Annotated in this window: 11 protein-coding genes and 1 pseudogene; 8 read left to right on the top strand and 4 right to left on the bottom strand. The window is 40.9% G+C overall.

Going from position 1 to position 16338, the window contains the following annotated elements; all coding sequences use genetic code 11:
* Window positions 1-85 precede the first annotated feature (85 nt).
* Window positions 86-694 (bottom strand): superoxide dismutase, encoded by a 609-nt coding sequence (locus VM932_RS16380; protein WP_326280324.1) that lies wholly within the window; start codon window positions 692-694, stop codon window positions 86-88.
* 118 nt (window positions 695-812) lie between these two features.
* Here VM932_RS16380 and VM932_RS16385 point away from each other — a divergent pair, with 118 nt between their 5' ends.
* The 4 genes from VM932_RS16385 to VM932_RS16400 all read left to right on the top strand — a co-directional run bounded on the left by VM932_RS16385 (window position 813) and on the right by VM932_RS16400 (window position 9421).
* Complete coding sequence (locus tag VM932_RS16385) at window positions 813-3941, top strand: UvrD-helicase domain-containing protein (RefSeq protein ID WP_326280326.1); 3129 nt, start codon at window positions 813-815, stop codon at window positions 3939-3941.
* Window positions 3942-3950: 9 nt separating this feature from the next.
* The gene (gene kbl / locus VM932_RS16390; RefSeq protein ID WP_326280328.1) at window positions 3951-5144 is read left to right on the top strand and encodes a glycine C-acetyltransferase; all 1194 of its coding nucleotides are present in this window, start codon (window positions 3951-3953) and stop codon (window positions 5142-5144) included.
* A gap of 123 nt (window positions 5145-5267) precedes the next feature.
* Entirely contained in the window at window positions 5268-6626 is a 1359-nt protein-coding gene (locus VM932_RS16395; RefSeq protein ID WP_326280330.1) for an OmpA family protein, read from the top strand.
* A gap of 62 nt (window positions 6627-6688) precedes the next feature.
* Complete coding sequence (locus tag VM932_RS16400) at window positions 6689-9421, top strand: PD-(D/E)XK nuclease family protein (RefSeq protein ID WP_326280333.1); 2733 nt, start codon at window positions 6689-6691, stop codon at window positions 9419-9421.
* 1 nt (window position 9422) lies between these two features.
* Here VM932_RS16400 and VM932_RS16405 read toward each other — a convergent pair whose 3' ends face one another.
* Window positions 9423-10133: an SDR family oxidoreductase gene (locus VM932_RS16405; RefSeq protein WP_326280335.1), complete on the bottom strand. Its 711-nt coding sequence runs from the start codon at window positions 10131-10133 to the stop codon at window positions 9423-9425.
* Window positions 10134-10418: 285 nt separating this feature from the next.
* On the opposite strand from VM932_RS16405, the gene VM932_RS16410 reads away from it, so the two are divergent.
* The 4 genes from VM932_RS16410 (at window position 10419) to VM932_RS16425 (ending at window position 14625) form a co-directional block, all read left to right on the top strand.
* Window positions 10419-10862, top strand: a complete 444-nt coding sequence (locus VM932_RS16410) for an SgcJ/EcaC family oxidoreductase (protein ID WP_326280337.1) — start codon at window positions 10419-10421, stop codon at window positions 10860-10862.
* A 7-nt stretch (window positions 10863-10869) separates the two neighbouring features.
* A complete protein-coding gene (locus VM932_RS16415; protein ID WP_326280339.1) occupies window positions 10870-11253 on the top strand; it encodes a VOC family protein in 384 nt (127 codons plus the stop codon).
* Between the two features lie 329 nt (window positions 11254-11582).
* Window positions 11583-12191 carry an RluA family pseudouridine synthase gene (locus tag VM932_RS16420; RefSeq protein ID WP_326280341.1) on the top strand — a complete coding sequence of 203 codons (609 nt, stop codon included), beginning with the start codon at window positions 11583-11585 and terminating at the stop codon, window positions 12189-12191.
* A gap of 226 nt (window positions 12192-12417) precedes the next feature.
* Window positions 12418-14625 carry an Ig-like domain-containing protein gene (locus VM932_RS16425; protein ID WP_326280343.1) on the top strand — a complete coding sequence of 736 codons (2208 nt, stop codon included), beginning with the start codon at window positions 12418-12420 and terminating at the stop codon, window positions 14623-14625.
* Window positions 14626-14969: 344 nt separating this feature from the next.
* On the opposite strand, the gene VM932_RS16430 is transcribed toward VM932_RS16425, so the two are convergent.
* Both VM932_RS16430 and VM932_RS16435 read right to left on the bottom strand, forming a co-directional pair.
* Window positions 14970-15584, bottom strand: coding sequence for an IS4 family transposase (locus VM932_RS16430; protein ID WP_326280345.1), 615 nt, complete (start codon window positions 15582-15584; stop codon window positions 14970-14972).
* A 388-nt stretch (window positions 15585-15972) separates the two neighbouring features.
* Window positions 15973-16146, bottom strand: a pseudogene (locus VM932_RS16435) (DUF4372 domain-containing protein); the annotation flags it as partial.
* Window positions 16147-16338: the final 192 nt, after the last annotated feature.

Here is a 16338-nt window from a genome sequence, read left to right on the forward strand (position 1 = left end):
AAAAAATCCAGCGAAGCTAGCTTCGCTGGATTGATTTAATTATTAAAAACTGTCAACCTATTTTAGGACGACTCAGAGCTAATTCTTATTTGCTAGCCGCGTAATTCTCAGAAACTTTTTCCCAATTGATTACATTAAAAAATGCTGAAATATAATCTGGTCTCAAGTTTTGATAATGCAAATAATATGCATGTTCCCATACATCCAATCCCAAAATCGGGTAACCACCACAACCTACACCGGGCATAATCGGGTTATCTTGGTTAGGAGTGGAACAAACTTCCACTTTTCCTCCTTTGTGTACGCACAACCATGCCCAACCTGATCCAAATTGGGTAGCGGCGGCAGTGGAAAATTTTTCTTTGAAAGCATCAAAAGAACCAAAAGCCTCGTCAATTGCAGAAGCCAATTCCCCTGAAGGTTTTCCGCCTCCGTTTGGCGACATTACTTCCCAAAAAAGGCTGTGGTTAAAAAATCCGCCTCCGTTGTTTCTAACAGCGGCATTGGACATGTCCAAACCAGAAAGGATATCCACGATTCCCTTTCCCGCCAAATCTGTTCCTTCGATGGCTCCATTCAATTTAGTGGTGTAGCCATTGTGGTGTTTGGTATGGTGGATTTCCATGGTCCTAGCATCTATATGAGGTTCCAATGCATCGTATGCATACGGTAATTTAGGTAATTCAAAAGCCATAATTATTTTTTTTAGGTTATTACTTTATTCACGTAAAAATACAAGTTTTAACATTTATATTCCGCTAAAAGCATGTTAACATCAGGTAAGGAATCCTTATTTTGCAGGAAAAACATCCTTGGAGGGGTCTAATTTTAAAATATATAGCGCATCTGCAGGTTCGGGCAAGACCTATGCCCTGGCAAAAACATACCTTACATTATTGCTGTCCAACGATGCTGCCGTAAAATTTCGCCAGATTTTGGCCATTACCTTTACCAACAAAGCGGTGGACGAGATGAAAACCAGAATCTTGGACAATCTTTACGCCTTTGGTCAGGTTTCGGTGCCCGAAAAGCAAAAGGATCTTTTCCGATCACTTTGTGATGAACTTAATCTATCTGAGGAACAATTGCGGCAACGATCCCAACTCATTCTAAAACGGATTCTTCACAATTATTCCTTTTTTGAGATTTCTACCATAGACAAATTCAACCATAAGATTATAAAAACATTTGCCCGCGATCTGCACCTGTCCCAAAATTTTGAGGTAGAGCTCAATACCGATTTACTATTGGAAGAAGCCGTGGGAAGATTGTTGGAACGAGCCGGAAACGATGAAAAACTTACCGAAGTCTTGATTGCCTTTTCACTCGAAAAAATTGATGATGACAAAAGTTGGAACATCGCCTACGATTTGGTGGAAATCGGGAAACTCCTTTTTCAGGAAAACCATGCGGAACATGTGGAGCCGTTACGTGAAAAATCAATTGGGGATTTTCAGGACATTCAAAAACGAATCGCTTCCGAGAGCAAAACCATTCAAGAAAAGGTAAAGCACCTGGCTCAAACCGTACTTCAAGAAATGGAAAATCAAGGGTTTGATTTTGCGGATTTTCCATATAAAACCTTGCCCAATCATTTTAAAAAAATGGTTGACGGAGAACTCCACCCCAAGAAACTATATGCTGCCAAAACCTTGGAACCCAATCTAGTGGAAGGCAAATTGCTCAAATCCAGCGACAAAAGGGACGTTACCCATTTGGCCGCAACCATTTTGGAACACTATCTCGCAATAAAACAACTCATTTATCGGCATCGTTATCTGCAAAACATTTATGGCAACATTGTGCCAATGACGGTATTGAACGAAATCGCCAAGGAAATCAAGAATATTGAGTTGGACAGGGATATTGTTCCTATTTCTTCCCTGAATGCCATCCTCTCCAAAGAAATCAAGAATCAGCCTGTACCTTTTATATATGAACGGATGGGCGAAAAATACCGTCATTATTTTATAGATGAGTTTCAGGACACCTCCAAAATGCAATGGGAAAACTTGGTGCCCCTCATTGGCAACGCCTTGGAAAGCGAGGACGAAAAGCATGAACGTGGTTCCCTTTTTTTGGTAGGCGATGTAAAACAGGCCATTTACCGCTGGCGTGGCGGCAGGGCGGAGCAGTTCCTCGATCTGATCAATGGAAAATCGCACCCATTTGTAGTGGAACACAGTATTCATTCGTTGGACACCAATTGGAGGAGTTATGACGAAATCGTGAGCTTCAACAATAGTTTTTTTACCGAAGTGGCGCCTGTGCTCAACAATGAAGATTATCGGAACCTATTCTTAAACGACTCCCATCAAAAAACGAACGACAAGCCAGGAGGCTACATCCAAATGTCCTTTTTGGATAAAGATGTGGAGGATAAGAACGAGGTGTATTGCTCGGAAACGCTTAAGCACATCCAGCACATCATTTCGGAAAACCATGCCTATGCCGATATCTGCGTTTTGGTTCGGGATAATAAAAAAGGAATGTTGCTGGCAGATTTCTTGGCGCAGCACAACATTCCCATTATTTCTTCGGATGCGTTACTGTTGAGCAAAAACGAAAAGGTCACTTTTTTAATTTCCATCCTTAGGATTTTTGAAAATGTAAAAGACCGAGAAGCGGCCTACCTTATATTAATGTATCTGTCACCCAATGAAAACGGCAAGCACGACTTCATTTCCAAACATTTGGAAAATATTGAAACCTTCTTGACCAGTGCATACAGTTTCAATATAAATGAATTAAGGGGAGAACCTGTGCTCACCATTTTGGAAACCGCCATTGTACAGTTTGAGCTTTATAAAGGTTCCGTTGCGCATATTTCCTTTTTAATGGACGAAGTGCTCGATTTAGAAAAAAGGGAGGGGCCCAGCGTATATGCTTTCCTTAATTATTGGGAAGTAAAAAAAGAATCCCTCTCCATTGCGGCTCCCGATGGTGTGGATGCCGTAAAAATTATGACCATCCACAAGGCCAAAGGTCTTGAATTCCCATTTGTGATTTTTCCGTTTGCCAATGCAATTCTGGACGATAAACGTAAGAAAAAGAAAGCTTGGGTGCCAGCCACTAGTGCTGATAAAACTTTAGGGTTGGATGAATTCCTCATAAACAACAATAAAGATATGTTGGAGTACAATGAGGTGGCCCAGCAAAAATACCTGGACGAAGAGCAAAAAACCTTGTTGGATTCCATGAACGTACTCTACGTGGCACTTACCCGACCTGTTAAAGGGTTGTTTGTGATTACAGAAGCAGGTAAAGAAGTTGCTTCTGTTGAGTCTACTTCTTCCTACGCCGACCTTTTTCAGTTATTTGTTCAACAAAAGAACATACCTGAAAACCAGAACGGGGTTTATACCATTGGAACTTTTCCATCAAAAGAAATAGCAAGTTCACCTTTGGAATCCAACGAAAAATATATCTCCTACGTTACCCGCCCCAAAGAAGATGCGGGGTTTACGATTTCCACCAAATCGGGCCGTTTGTGGGACGATGAACGCATGGAAGCCATTGAAATGGGGAATGTAATCCACTTTGCGTTGAGCCAGATTGAAACTGTAAACGATGTTGATTCGGTTTTGGAACGATTGGAAATTGAGGGGCATTTTCCCAAAGAGGCCACGAGCGACATCAAACAAAAAATTATGGCTGTTGTAAATCATCCGAAGTTGAAAGACTTGTTCTTGGACAACCTTCACATATTGAACGAGCAGGAAATCTTGACCACTGATGGACATTCCCTTCGGCCCGACAGAATTACAATTGATGGGAACCAAGCGACCATCATAGATTATAAGACAGGTAAACCATCACAAAAGCACAAGGAGCAAATCGCAAATTATGCCGATATTTTAAAAGCAATGGATTTTGAAATCAAACAATCCATCATTGTTTATATTGACCAAGAAATAGACCCTATTTTTGTAAAAAGTTAAATCAAAGATATGTACGGAAAAATAAAAGAACATTTGGCCAAGGAATTGAAGGAGATTGAAGAAGCTGGCCTATTTAAAAAAGAACGAATTATTACCTCGTCACAAGGAGCGGTCATAAAAATCTCCACAGGGAAAGAAGTCATTAATTTTTGTGCCAACAACTATTTGGGACTTTCCTCCCATCCGGGTGTGATCCAAGCCGCAAAGGATACGATGGATACCCACGGTTTTGGAATGTCTTCGGTACGTTTTATTTGCGGAACGCAGGACATCCATAAAGAATTGGAACAGAAAATCGCCAATTTCTACGGTACCGAGGATACCATATTATATGCAGCCGCTTTTGATGCCAACGGTGGCGTATTTGAACCCTTGCTCACAGCAGAGGATGCCATTATCTCAGATTCATTGAACCACGCATCCATTATTGACGGTGTTCGTTTGTGCAAAGCAAAGCGATATCGCTACACGAACAACGACATGGCCGACCTTGAGGAAAAACTCAAACAAAGCATTGCCGATGGAGCACGCTTTAAAATTATAGTAACCGACGGAGTGTTTTCCATGGACGGACTGCTCGCCCCTCTGGACAAAATATGTGATTTGGCAGATAAATATGATGCCATGGTCATGATAGATGAATGTCACGCTACGGGCTTTATTGGGGAAACAGGCCGCGGTACCCTGGAAGAAAAAGGCGTCATGGACCGAATCGACATTATTACAGGTACACTCGGTAAAGCTTTGGGCGGGGCCATGGGCGGTTATACCACCGGAAAAAAGGAAATTATTGAAATGCTCCGTCAGCGTTCCAGACCTTATTTGTTCTCCAATTCCTTGGCACCCGCTATTGTTGGAGCATCCATTAAGGTATTTGAGATGTTGGACAAGGATACTTCTTTGCGGGATAAGCTACAAAGCAATACAGAATACTTTAAAAAAGGAATAAAAGATGCAGGCTTTGATATTATTGACGGTGATTCTGCCATAGTACCGGTAATGTTGTACGATGCCAAATTATCACAAAATATGGCCGATATGCTCTTGGAAGAAGGAATTTACGTGATTGGTTTCTTTTATCCCGTAGTTCCTAAAGACAAAGCGAGAATTCGTGTACAGCTCTCAGCAGCCCACGAAAAAGAGCACTTGGACCATGCGATTAATGCATTTATAAAGGTAGGAAAATCGTTAAATGTCATCTAAATTCGTCGAAATGCAACAAATCTTCTGGCAAATGAGTCAAAAAAAAAGAAATTTAGATTTTGTTAATAAGTCTTAACAACTTACATTTGCTGCTGATAAACACTTAAACTTAAAATTTTGAGCATGAAACATCTTAGCAAATTATTGGTTGTTGCTCTTGTATTTGTAGGGATCAACAGCATACAAGCGCAAGACGAAAATAATCCCTGGCAAGTTAGCATAGGGGTAAATGCAATAGACGCTTATCCTACTAACGATAGTGACAATCCTTTTTCCAGTACTACTTTATTTGATGAGTACTTTAATGTTTCCGATCATTGGAACATTTTACCATCTGTTTCTTATGTTTCTGTTTCCAAGTATATTGGAGATGGTTTCTCTGTAGGAGCAAGAGGTTCTTTGAATAGAATCGAAAAATTAGGAGACTTCGAAGTTGACGATTTGTCTCACTATGCTATAGATGGTACGATTAAATACAACATTCTTAAAAACACTACTATTGATCCTTTCGTAGAAATAGGAGGTGGTTACACTTGGGTTGATGAAATCGGAGCTGGAACCGTTAATGGTGGTGTAGGTGTTAACTTTTGGTTTTCAGACAACCTAGGTTTTACACTTCAAACTCAGTACAAGCATGCTTTTGAAGATTACTTGGTTAAGCATTTCCAGCACATGGCAGGTATCAGCATCAAGTTTGGTGGTACAGACACTGACGGTGATGGCATCTACGACAAAGACGATGCTTGTCCAGAAGTTGCTGGTTTAGAAGCATTCAACGGATGTCCTGATGCTGACGGCGATGGTATCGAAGATGCTAAAGATGCTTGTCCTAACGAAGCAGGTTCAAAAGAAATGAACGGATGCCCTGATAGTGATGGTGATGGTGTTGCCGATAAAGACGACGCTTGTCCTAGCACTCCTGGTCTTCCTGCACTGGCTGGTTGTCCTGATGCTGACGGTGACGGTGTTGCCGACAAAGACGACGAGTGTCCTAACGAAGCAGGCCCTGCTGAAAACGACGGATGCCCTTGGCCAGATTCTGACGGTGATGGTGTTCTTGACAAAGACGATCAATGTCCAGAAATTGCCGGTACTGTTGCTAACAACGGTTGCCCAGAAGTAACTGAAGAAGTTCAGAAGCAATTGAACGATTACGCTAGAACTATCTTGTTCGATACTGGTAAATCTTCCATCAAAGCAGAATCTACTTCTGTAATGGTTGACATCATCCAAATCTTGAACGAGTATCCTAACGCTAAGTTTACTGTTGAAGGACATACTGACAGTGTAGGTAGTGAAAGCTTGAACCAAAAACTTTCTGAAGAAAGAGCTAACTCTGTTAGAGATTTCTTGATTGACAAAGGAATAGATTCAAGTAGACTATCTGCTATCGGTTACGGTGAAGCTAAGCCAATTGCCACCAACAATACAAGAGCTGGTAGAGCACAAAACAGACGAGTTGAAATCAACTTGGTAAAATAATAAGAAACAAAGTTTTCTTGAAAAAGGCTCCGCAAATGCGGGGCCTTTTTTATTTTTAGTCAATGCATGATAATTTCCTAAAATATGTGCTGGACGACCTCCACAACAAACAACTGGATATAACCCAGTGTACCTATGTGCTTCCCAGCAAAAGATCGGGTACATTTTTAAAAAAACACATTTCCAACAGGCTGAAAAAAAACATATTCAGTCCACAAGTATTGTCCATTCAAGAATTCATCGGCAACCTATCTGGTTTGAACCAAGCATCAAACATTGATTTGTTGCTCCTCCTGTTTAAAGTCTACAAAAAATTGCAAATTGACGAATCGGATGACTTTGCCTCCTTCATTAATTGGGGACAAACACTTTTACAGGATTTCAACGAAATTGATGGTTATCTAATACCGGCCGAAGACATTCTGAACTACTTATCTGCCATCAAGGAAATCAATCATTGGTCCGCGAGCAAAGAGAAATCAGAACTGGTCGAGAATTATCTGCAACTCTGGAAGAACCTAGAAACCATCTACAATGATTTTTATGTTGCTTTGCTCGTACAAAAAAGAGGCTACCAAGGAATGATCCAACGTGAAGCGGTGAAAGCAATTCAAAATGGTAACCACCGAAAAACTGATGCCGGCCCCATCATATTTATTGGTTTCAATGCACTCAATGCAGCAGAATCCACCATTATTCAACATTACTTGGAGCAAGAAAATTCGCATATATATTGGGATATTGATGCTTACTTTCTAAACGACCCCATTCACGATGCGGGATTGTTTGTAAGAGACAATCAATACAACTGGCCCTATTACAAACACGGACATAAAATTGAGCCGCAGAACAATTTTCTAACAAAAAAGAATATCACCATCACTGGAGTGCCCAAAAGTATATCCCAAACCAAATATGTGGGCCAATTATTGGAGTCCATGGGGCAACAACAAGATATTGACCTTACAAAAACCGCTTTGGTACTTGCTGACGAAACTTTGCTCAATCCTATGCTCAATGCCATTCCCAACAACGTCCCTGAAGTGAACATTACCATGGGGATGCCTTTGAACAAAACGGTGTTATATTCCTTTTTTGTGAATTATTTAGAGTTGCACCTCAACGTTTCCGAGCGAGGATGGTTTTTTAAACGTGTGTTGGAATTTATCTCCAATCCCTACGCTTTGGTACTATCTTCGGAAGATCAAGGGAATTTTGCACAGCGAATGCCCAAAGACATTAAAGAAGGTAACTTGCTCTACATTAACGCAGAGATACTATCAAAATATCCAAAAGCACAAGATTTATTATCCATCATATTTCCGTCGGCAGAAATCTCCCCTATGGAATGGATAAACAACTGTTTGCTTCTCATCAAGCGATTAAAAACCATCTATCAAGACGAGAAAAACCCCTTGGAACTTGAATACCTGTATCGATTCTATGCGCTATTCAATCAATTGGGTCAATATTTGGACAAAGTGGATTTTATGGGCAAACTCAAATCCATCAAAAACCTCTTCAAACAATTGGCCAATATGGAAACCTTGGATTTTATAGGCCAGCCATTGACCGGCTTTCAAATTATGGGAATGTTGGAGAGCAGAAACCTCGATTTTGAAACAGTGATCATAACTTCGGTAAACGAGGGCATATTACCATCAGGAAAATCGAACAATTCATTTATTCCCTTTGATGTAAAAAGGGATTATGGCCTACCCACCTACAAAGAAAAGGATGCCATCTACGTGTACCATTTTTACCGATTGATTCAACGAGCGAAAAACATATACATTACCTACAACACGGAGCCCGATGTGCTGGAAGGCGGGGAAAAAAGCCGATTGATAACACAGTTGTTAACGGACGAAAATCTAAAATCAAACATTACCCATACCATTGCTTCGCCCAAAATTTCCATTGAGTCGAAACCGCCCATACAAATTGAAAAGGGCATTCAGTTTATGGAAGATTTAAAGGTTTTTGCCCAAAACGGTTTTTCGCCCACATCTTTGACCAATTACATTAGAAACCCTATTGATTTTTACACTCGGAATATTTTAAAAATCAATGACTTGGAAGAAGTGGAAGAAAATATTGCGACCAACACTTTCGGAACCATCATTCACGATAGTTTGGAGCAACTCTACACCCCCCTTGTCAATGAGTTGTTGACGGAAGAAAACGTAAAAGGCCTAAAAACACAGGTTGCCGATGTGGTTAAGCATCATTTTGAAAAAAATCTTTCTGGCGTTGATGTATCCAAAGGCAAATTCCTGTTGGTGTATAATGTCATCATAAAATACCTGCACAATTTCTTGGACGATGAACTAAAGCAGGTAAAACGGCACCAAATCAAAATTTTAGCGCTGGAAGAACGCTACGAAGAATTTATTACCATTCCAGGGCTAGACTTCCCCATCAAATTAAAAGGGACTTTGGACCGTGTGGATGAGTTCGATGGAACCACTAGAATCATTGATTATAAAACGGGCAGGGTAGAACCCAAAAACGTAAAAATAACGGATTGGGAAGCCCTTATTACCGATTATGACAAGAGCAAGGCGTTCCAATTGCTCTGTTATGCCTACCTATATTCCAAAAAACACGGTATAGGTGACGTACAGGCGGGAATCATCTCATTTAAAAATTTGAGCCAAGGATTGTTCCCGTTTTCAGAGGACAAGAACACCCTGATAAATGCCGATACACTGGCCACCTTTGAAAATTACCTGCACCTATTGATTGGGGAAATTTGTGATGCCACAGTTCCCCTCATGGAAAAAATCGACTGAATTATTTTAAATCGGGTCGTGTAGGGCGTACTTCAATTTTACTTGGCAAGGTACGTGGATGCATGGTAAGCAAATCGATGACCAATTTACCAATGTCCTCGGGCTGAATTTTCCAAGCATCTTTTTCCGATGGTTCGTTGTCGTTAAAGTGGCTGGCCACGGAACCGGGCATAATCGTGGTTACCTTAATGTTGTACCTTCTCAAATCCAGCATGGCAGCCTGTGTAAAACCGACCACTCCAAATTTTGTGGCGTTGTAGCCCGCTGCGGTGGGGAAAAAGTTGGTTCCCGCCAAACTGGCCAAGGTCATGTAATAGCCTTCGGATTTTTTCAAGGCCTCGACGGATGCTTTTAGTGTATGGTAAACCCCGTTTAGGTTGGTATCGATCATTTGATGCCATTTTTCGTCCTCCATTTCATCAATAGGGGCAAAATGCCCTACACCTGCATTGGCCATGACTACGTCCAATTGTCCCCATTTGTCGAGTATCGCCGCTACGGCCTTTTTCTCATCATCCAACTTGGCCACATCGGATACCAAACCCAATACTTTATCTGGATTGTTCAAGCTTTTTACGGCAGCGTCGGCACTCTTTTGGCTTCTACCGCTAATGGCCACCTTCATGCCCTGCTCCAACAAGCATTCGGCAATACCGTATCCTATCCCTTTGGTTCCTCCTGTGATGTATGCTACTTTTCCTTCTAGTTTCATGTTGATTTGTTTTGAAGTAAAGTTCAAAAAAGCAAGTGCCAAATACAAAAAATCCATCCTAAAGGATGGTTAATGTTTGAAGGGAGAAACCAGAAAAGACCAATTATGTAGTTTTCCTACAAAAAATGCTACATTTATGATGCATCCAAACAGATAGTGGAGAAGATTCCTGATATCCAGCACAGTTACCGTGACCTTTAATTAACACGGTTAGTCCTTTAATAGCTATGACGACTTGGACAAAAGGGAATATAAATATTCAAAGAAGCTTTAAATGAAAAGAAAATGGATAAAGCAGAATTAGAAAAACTACATGCTGATTTACTAATCGCTTGGAATAAGCAAGATGCAACCAAAATGGCATCATTCTTTACTGACAATGGAATATCTATAGGGTTTGACGGGAGTCAATACAATGGTAAAAAAGAAATAAAAGCTGAAATTGAGAAAATATTTGAGCACCATCAAACCGCAGATTATATTTGGAAGGTTAAAGAAGTCCGTTTTTTGAACTCAGAAATTGCTATCCTTCGAGCCATTGTTGGTATGAGACCTCCCGGACAAGAAGAAATTAATCCAGCAGCTAATGCTATCCAAACCATAACAGCAATAAAGCAGAATAACGTTTGGAGAATTGAGCTTTTTCAAAACACACCAGCACAATTTCACGGCAAACCAGAAAAGGTAGAAGAGCTAACAAAAGAGTTAAGTGCAGTATCCGAAAAATAAAATAAGCATGAAAGCAGAATTTGAAGCAGGAATTAATATTGCGATAAAGATTCCCAAAAGTAAATATGAGAAAAGCGTTACTTTTTACAGGGACATTCTAAAGTTGAAAGTCGAAGAAATACCCATTGATAATCCAACCGTTTCAAAAACACACAAAGTAAAATTCGGAAACAATATAATATGGTTGGACTGTGTGGACAACTACACACATTCAGAAACTTGGCTACAGCTTACGGTTCCCGATGTAGAAGTAGCGACAAACTATTTGAAATTAAACGGTGTGGGAACATGTGACGAACTCGAAGAGCTTCCAGAAAATATGCATTGGATTCAAGACCCGGCAGGAACTGTATTCAACCTGCAAAAAAGAGAAATCAAACAATCTGAATAAAAAACGATCCGCTAACATCAATATCGGCAAACCGAAAGTGAAGTGCCTATACTTGACCGTCACCAAAAGCCACACAATACATCAATCACACCCAAACCCATACCGTCCCCAATATTATCAATCCCCAACGGTTACAGGAATATGGCGTAGGTATTTTTGAGGCTGTAGCTACAAAATCAGCGCTTAAAAAAGCCATAAAGAAAAAGTATATTACCGTAAATGACAGCATTGCCACGACGGCTACTTTAATTACCGGAGGGGAGCACATCAGTTTATCCATTCCAAAAGAGACCAACCCAAAGAAACAGCTCATTATTCCGCTTACTGTATTGTTTGAAGATGACTATTTAGCTGTCATTCACAAACCTGCGGGCATTGAAGTGAGTGGCAATAAGTTTATGACCATAGCCAATACCTTACCGCAAAATCTTAAGCCCAGTACACTATCGGATGTTACCACACCGCAACCCGTCCACCGTTTGGATTATGCAACTACGGGTATTGTTTTGGTCGGGAAAACGAGCGGCAGCATCCGAGCCTTGAACAAAATGTTCGAGGAAAAAACCATTGCAAAAATCTATTATGCCGTTGCCATTGGTAAAATGAAAAGCAGCGGAACCATAACATCAGAAATAGACGGGAAACCGTCAGAATCAGATTATAAAGTAATCAAATCCGTACCCTCGGAACGGTTCGGTATCCTTAATTTGGTGCAATTGCATCCCAAAACGGGCAGAAGACACCAATTACGCAAGCATTTGTTCGGTTTGGGACATCCTATACTCGGAGACAAAGAATACACATTAGAAGACTTAATTTTGAAGGGCAGAGGTCTGTATTTACATGCTTATTCGTTGGAGTTTAGGCATCCGTTTACCCAACAAAACATCTATATTAAAGATGAGATTCCTGAGAAGTTTGGGAGGATATTCAGCTAAGCCAAATAAAAAAGCACCCCGCTTGTGAGGTGCTTTTCTTTTTTTAGAGAATAACGTGCCGATAACTATCGGGAAAACCAGTGGCCTTTCCGAAAGCCTTCATTATTGTTTAAGTTATATCCGATTTTTCGTACATTTAAACTGACTCATTTTGCGTGTTTGGAAGGCAGTCGGATTTTACACCTAAAATTTAAGTGAATTTCTAGACACCCAAACCTTACTGCTTATGGCTAATTATTTGAGAGCACTGATGCTCATAATTTCTATTGTATTTATTGCCTGTTCCTCCAATGGCGAAGATATTGATTCACTGGAAAATGATAGTACACCTCCTACCATAGACCTTACATTCGAAGGTTTTCCCAATATTACAGAAGGCTCTCCCTTTGTAGTAAGTGATAAAATAGAAATTACAATATCAGCTCAGGATGCTAACGGCATAAGTAAAATCGAAGCCTTTTTCAACAATGAAAAAGTAGGTGAGGATACATCTGCTCCTTTTTCCATTACCATTGATGTTTCACAATACGAATCAAAATCCCTTGCAGGAAAATATAAGAATTATACCTTGAAAATTGTTGCGACAGATAAGGCAGGTAACATTGCTTCGAAAGAGCAGATAATCAATGTGGACAATGAAATACCCGTAATCAGTGATGTTTCTTTGGTTTCTGATACAGTTTTGACCGGCAGCACGAATCCATTTTCGTTTTTGGTTTTGGATAATGAAGAGTTGGAATCCATAATGTTCTATCTTAATGGCGAACTACATACACAAATTGAAGTTGAAGGTCCCTATGAATCAAACATTGATACTTCAATTTTGCCGGAAGGTCCAAACACACTTAAGATAGAGGCCAATGATGTTGCCGGCAATACAGCTACCTTCGAAGTTAATTTTATAACAGATAATTCAGGGCCGGAGGTTTCATTCGAAAACCTGACGGATGGAGTTATAATCGATGAAATTTTGCAATTGAATCCGACAGTAACAGATGACTATTCTGGAGTGGTTTCAACGGAAATTAAGTTCAATAACGAGACTCTTATCGTTGTGGATTCCGAAATACCAATCAATTATGAATTTGACCCCGAAGGTTTTGTGGTTGGGGACGGGACTTTTGAAATCATCGCGATTGACGGGATGGGGAATACATCCTCTATAACATTAGGGGCTAACATCCACCGCAGGCTTATTGAAGTTAATATTCCCGAAAATCGTATCAGCCCATACATTACAGCTGCGGTTATATTCGTTTCCCGCATGGACGGGTCGGTCGTTGCCTGGGAAGAAGTTAACCCAGAGGACCGTCAAATTACATTAAGTGTAGCGGAATCTTTCGACATGTCCACCGAGTTTATGGTTTCCTTCTTTTTGAAGGACAACGGCGGTATGGCAAGTATAACAACGCATCAAAATCTGACAAGGGGTAATCCAGGGGTGCTTAACTTTTCAGAACCGGTTAGAAGAGAAGGAACTGGTACAGGCACTCAGGTGCCTTTCGTCAATTTCCTTTCCAACGATGTGCTAATAGGTGAAAGTGGTACCTCATATAGCTTTTTTCAATCGATGGACGATTCACCAGCGAGTTATACAGCTTATCTTGACACAGCCCAAGGCTTTCTAAATTTTTCAACTGCAGAGAATCCCCTAAATTTTGATTCTTTTGACCAGATATATTTATTCGATCTATTCACTTACGAAAATGTTTTAATACCTAATCCTCCAGCTCCGGGTTATGTTTTGGACAAGGCCAATTTGCGTAGTGACAACCTTGAGAGCAAGCAACTCGTGGTTAACTCGCCAAATCCATTAGCTAGCACAAACTCGATTTTGCGTATAGCCGGGGCTCTATCACAGGAGGATGATGTGTCCAACAAGTATCACGAGATGTTTGTTTGGAGCCGGGTAGGGATTTTGGATTCCCCTATGGATTATCTCCTGAATTCAACATTCTATTCATATAGGCATGCCCTTCAATTTGGAAATTATTATACTGAGCGTAAAGGAAGTCCCTTGGCTACTTACACGATACCGGATGTTTCGTTAGACTATGCCATTTCCAATAACCAGATCAACCTCTCTGTACAGGGAACCGATCATGTAGTTGGTAGAGTAGAATGCGTGGATTTCGATAATCCGACCTATGTTTGGAACATTACATTTAGCAGTCAGGAAATGAGTACGGTTATTGTCCCGGAATTGCCCGTAAGTATTTCTCATCCTGTAAAATCAGTCCATCAGAGTGGTAATATTAAAGTGGAGAAGGTAGAACTGATTTCCTATGGTTCAATTTCTTCCTATGAACAATATATTGAAGGGGTAGTAAAGAACCAAAGCAATATTTTTGAAGCTACGGATTGGTATCAATTAGTATTCAAGTCTAGGACTGGTGACTTTAATACCCCAAGCAGAGATTTTCTATTTCAGTAAGCATTGATTTCCTACTCCTTAGAGACGGGTCAAAATTACTGACAACAAGGAAATAAAGAACGTGTGTTCTTTATTCACCCAAATCTTATTATCCTCAAATGGCATGCAGACTTAATGATTGTTTAATTAAAGAATTAGGCTCTAGTTTAGGCACGTTCAGAAGTAGTTTAATTATTTGATTATCAGATAATTAATTCGTATATTTAGGTATGACAAAACCCCGAAAATGAGTCTCTAGCTCGAAAAACGGGGTTTTTTAATCTTCAAGTATGCACAAATTACGAAGAATATCCGATTTTCAGCACACCTTTTCTTTTTCTTCCCTAGTACTGATGCGTTAACATTTAATCACTAAATAAATTCATCTGTTCATTGACATTTTGATTTGATTTTGGTTCTGTGAGCAACTCCTTCAGGGGAGTCTTGTCCATGGCGGAGATACCTAATATTTGGATTATCTCATAAATGGATAGCTCGCTTTTCAAGGAATGTTTTACGTGCGCCACTACCAAATAAGTGCAGATCGCTACCCAGATATGGATGTTGACGGCATTTTCAGAGTGCCCCCAAAGTTTCTTTATGGCCAGGTTCTGCTTGATCCATTTGAAGAAGGTCTCTATCTGCCATCTGTTGCGGTACAGTTTGGCGACCTCGAGAGCGGACACTTCCATGTTGTTGGTCAGGAAAATGAGATCGACATCGCCTTCCCGGTCATGGTATTCAACGAGCCTAAGGGGCCCTGGGTAGAGTTTTTTCGACCTATGCCCGTTAAGGGTCACGGTCCTGTCCGTTCTCAGTCCTGACGCCGGATCTATGTTGAAGTTCTGTTCCACAACGCTGTAGTCCATGTTGGACTTCGCCCTTGAGACGAAAAAGGCCCCGGCCGTATCCATTCGGTAAAGCGCCTCGAAGTCGACGTAGGCCCTGTCCATGAGATAGACCGCACCGGGTACGGGCATTAATTAGGTCGAGAACGTTGCTATCGTGGTACTTTCCGTCACTTACCAGTATAAATGACGGGATGTTCCCCCTCAGGTCCAACAGCGCATGGACCTTAACGGCTCCCCTGGAATATTTCCCGGGCGCCCATCGGAACAGCGCAAGGTTAAGGGAAATCGTGGTGGAATCCAATGCAAAGACCTCATTGTCCAGTTTGACATTGGGGACCAGGCTATCGGCATACATTGGCCGGACCAGGTCCACAAGGTACTGTCCGAATTCCGCGAATATCCTCCAGTCCCGTCGTTCGTTGGCACGCGAGAGCGACGATTGGTTGACGTGTCCGCTAAAGCCGAGGTGGTAGAGTTTGTTCCTGTGGGCCCTGAGGCAGGTCGAGATATCCCTTAGTGAATTCCTGGAAGTCAGCTGTCCGAAGAACAACTGGATGAACTGGTTCCAACAGTTGAAATCCCGGGTCCTGTAATCTCCGTTGTACCTTTTTACGCATTTATCGAACTCGTACCTGCTTACGTACTCAAGGAGTTGGGCAAAAACATATTTTCCAGAATTCATGACGGTCATTTTAACAAACCGCCAAGATATCGGCCAAATCAAATCAAAAAATCAAAGAACGCTTTTAATTCCCCGTGTATAAAGGGATTGAACAAAATTTTAAAAAGTTAACGCATCACTAGTATTTCTTCCCAAACAGAACAATTTGACATCTTTTACGATCGCTTCCTTAGGAGCGATCTGGGGAAGATCTATCGGGGG

Source organism: Flagellimonas halotolerans (assembly GCF_035818535.1).
GTDB classification, from domain to species: Bacteria; Bacteroidota; Bacteroidia; order Flavobacteriales; family Flavobacteriaceae; genus Flagellimonas; species Flagellimonas halotolerans.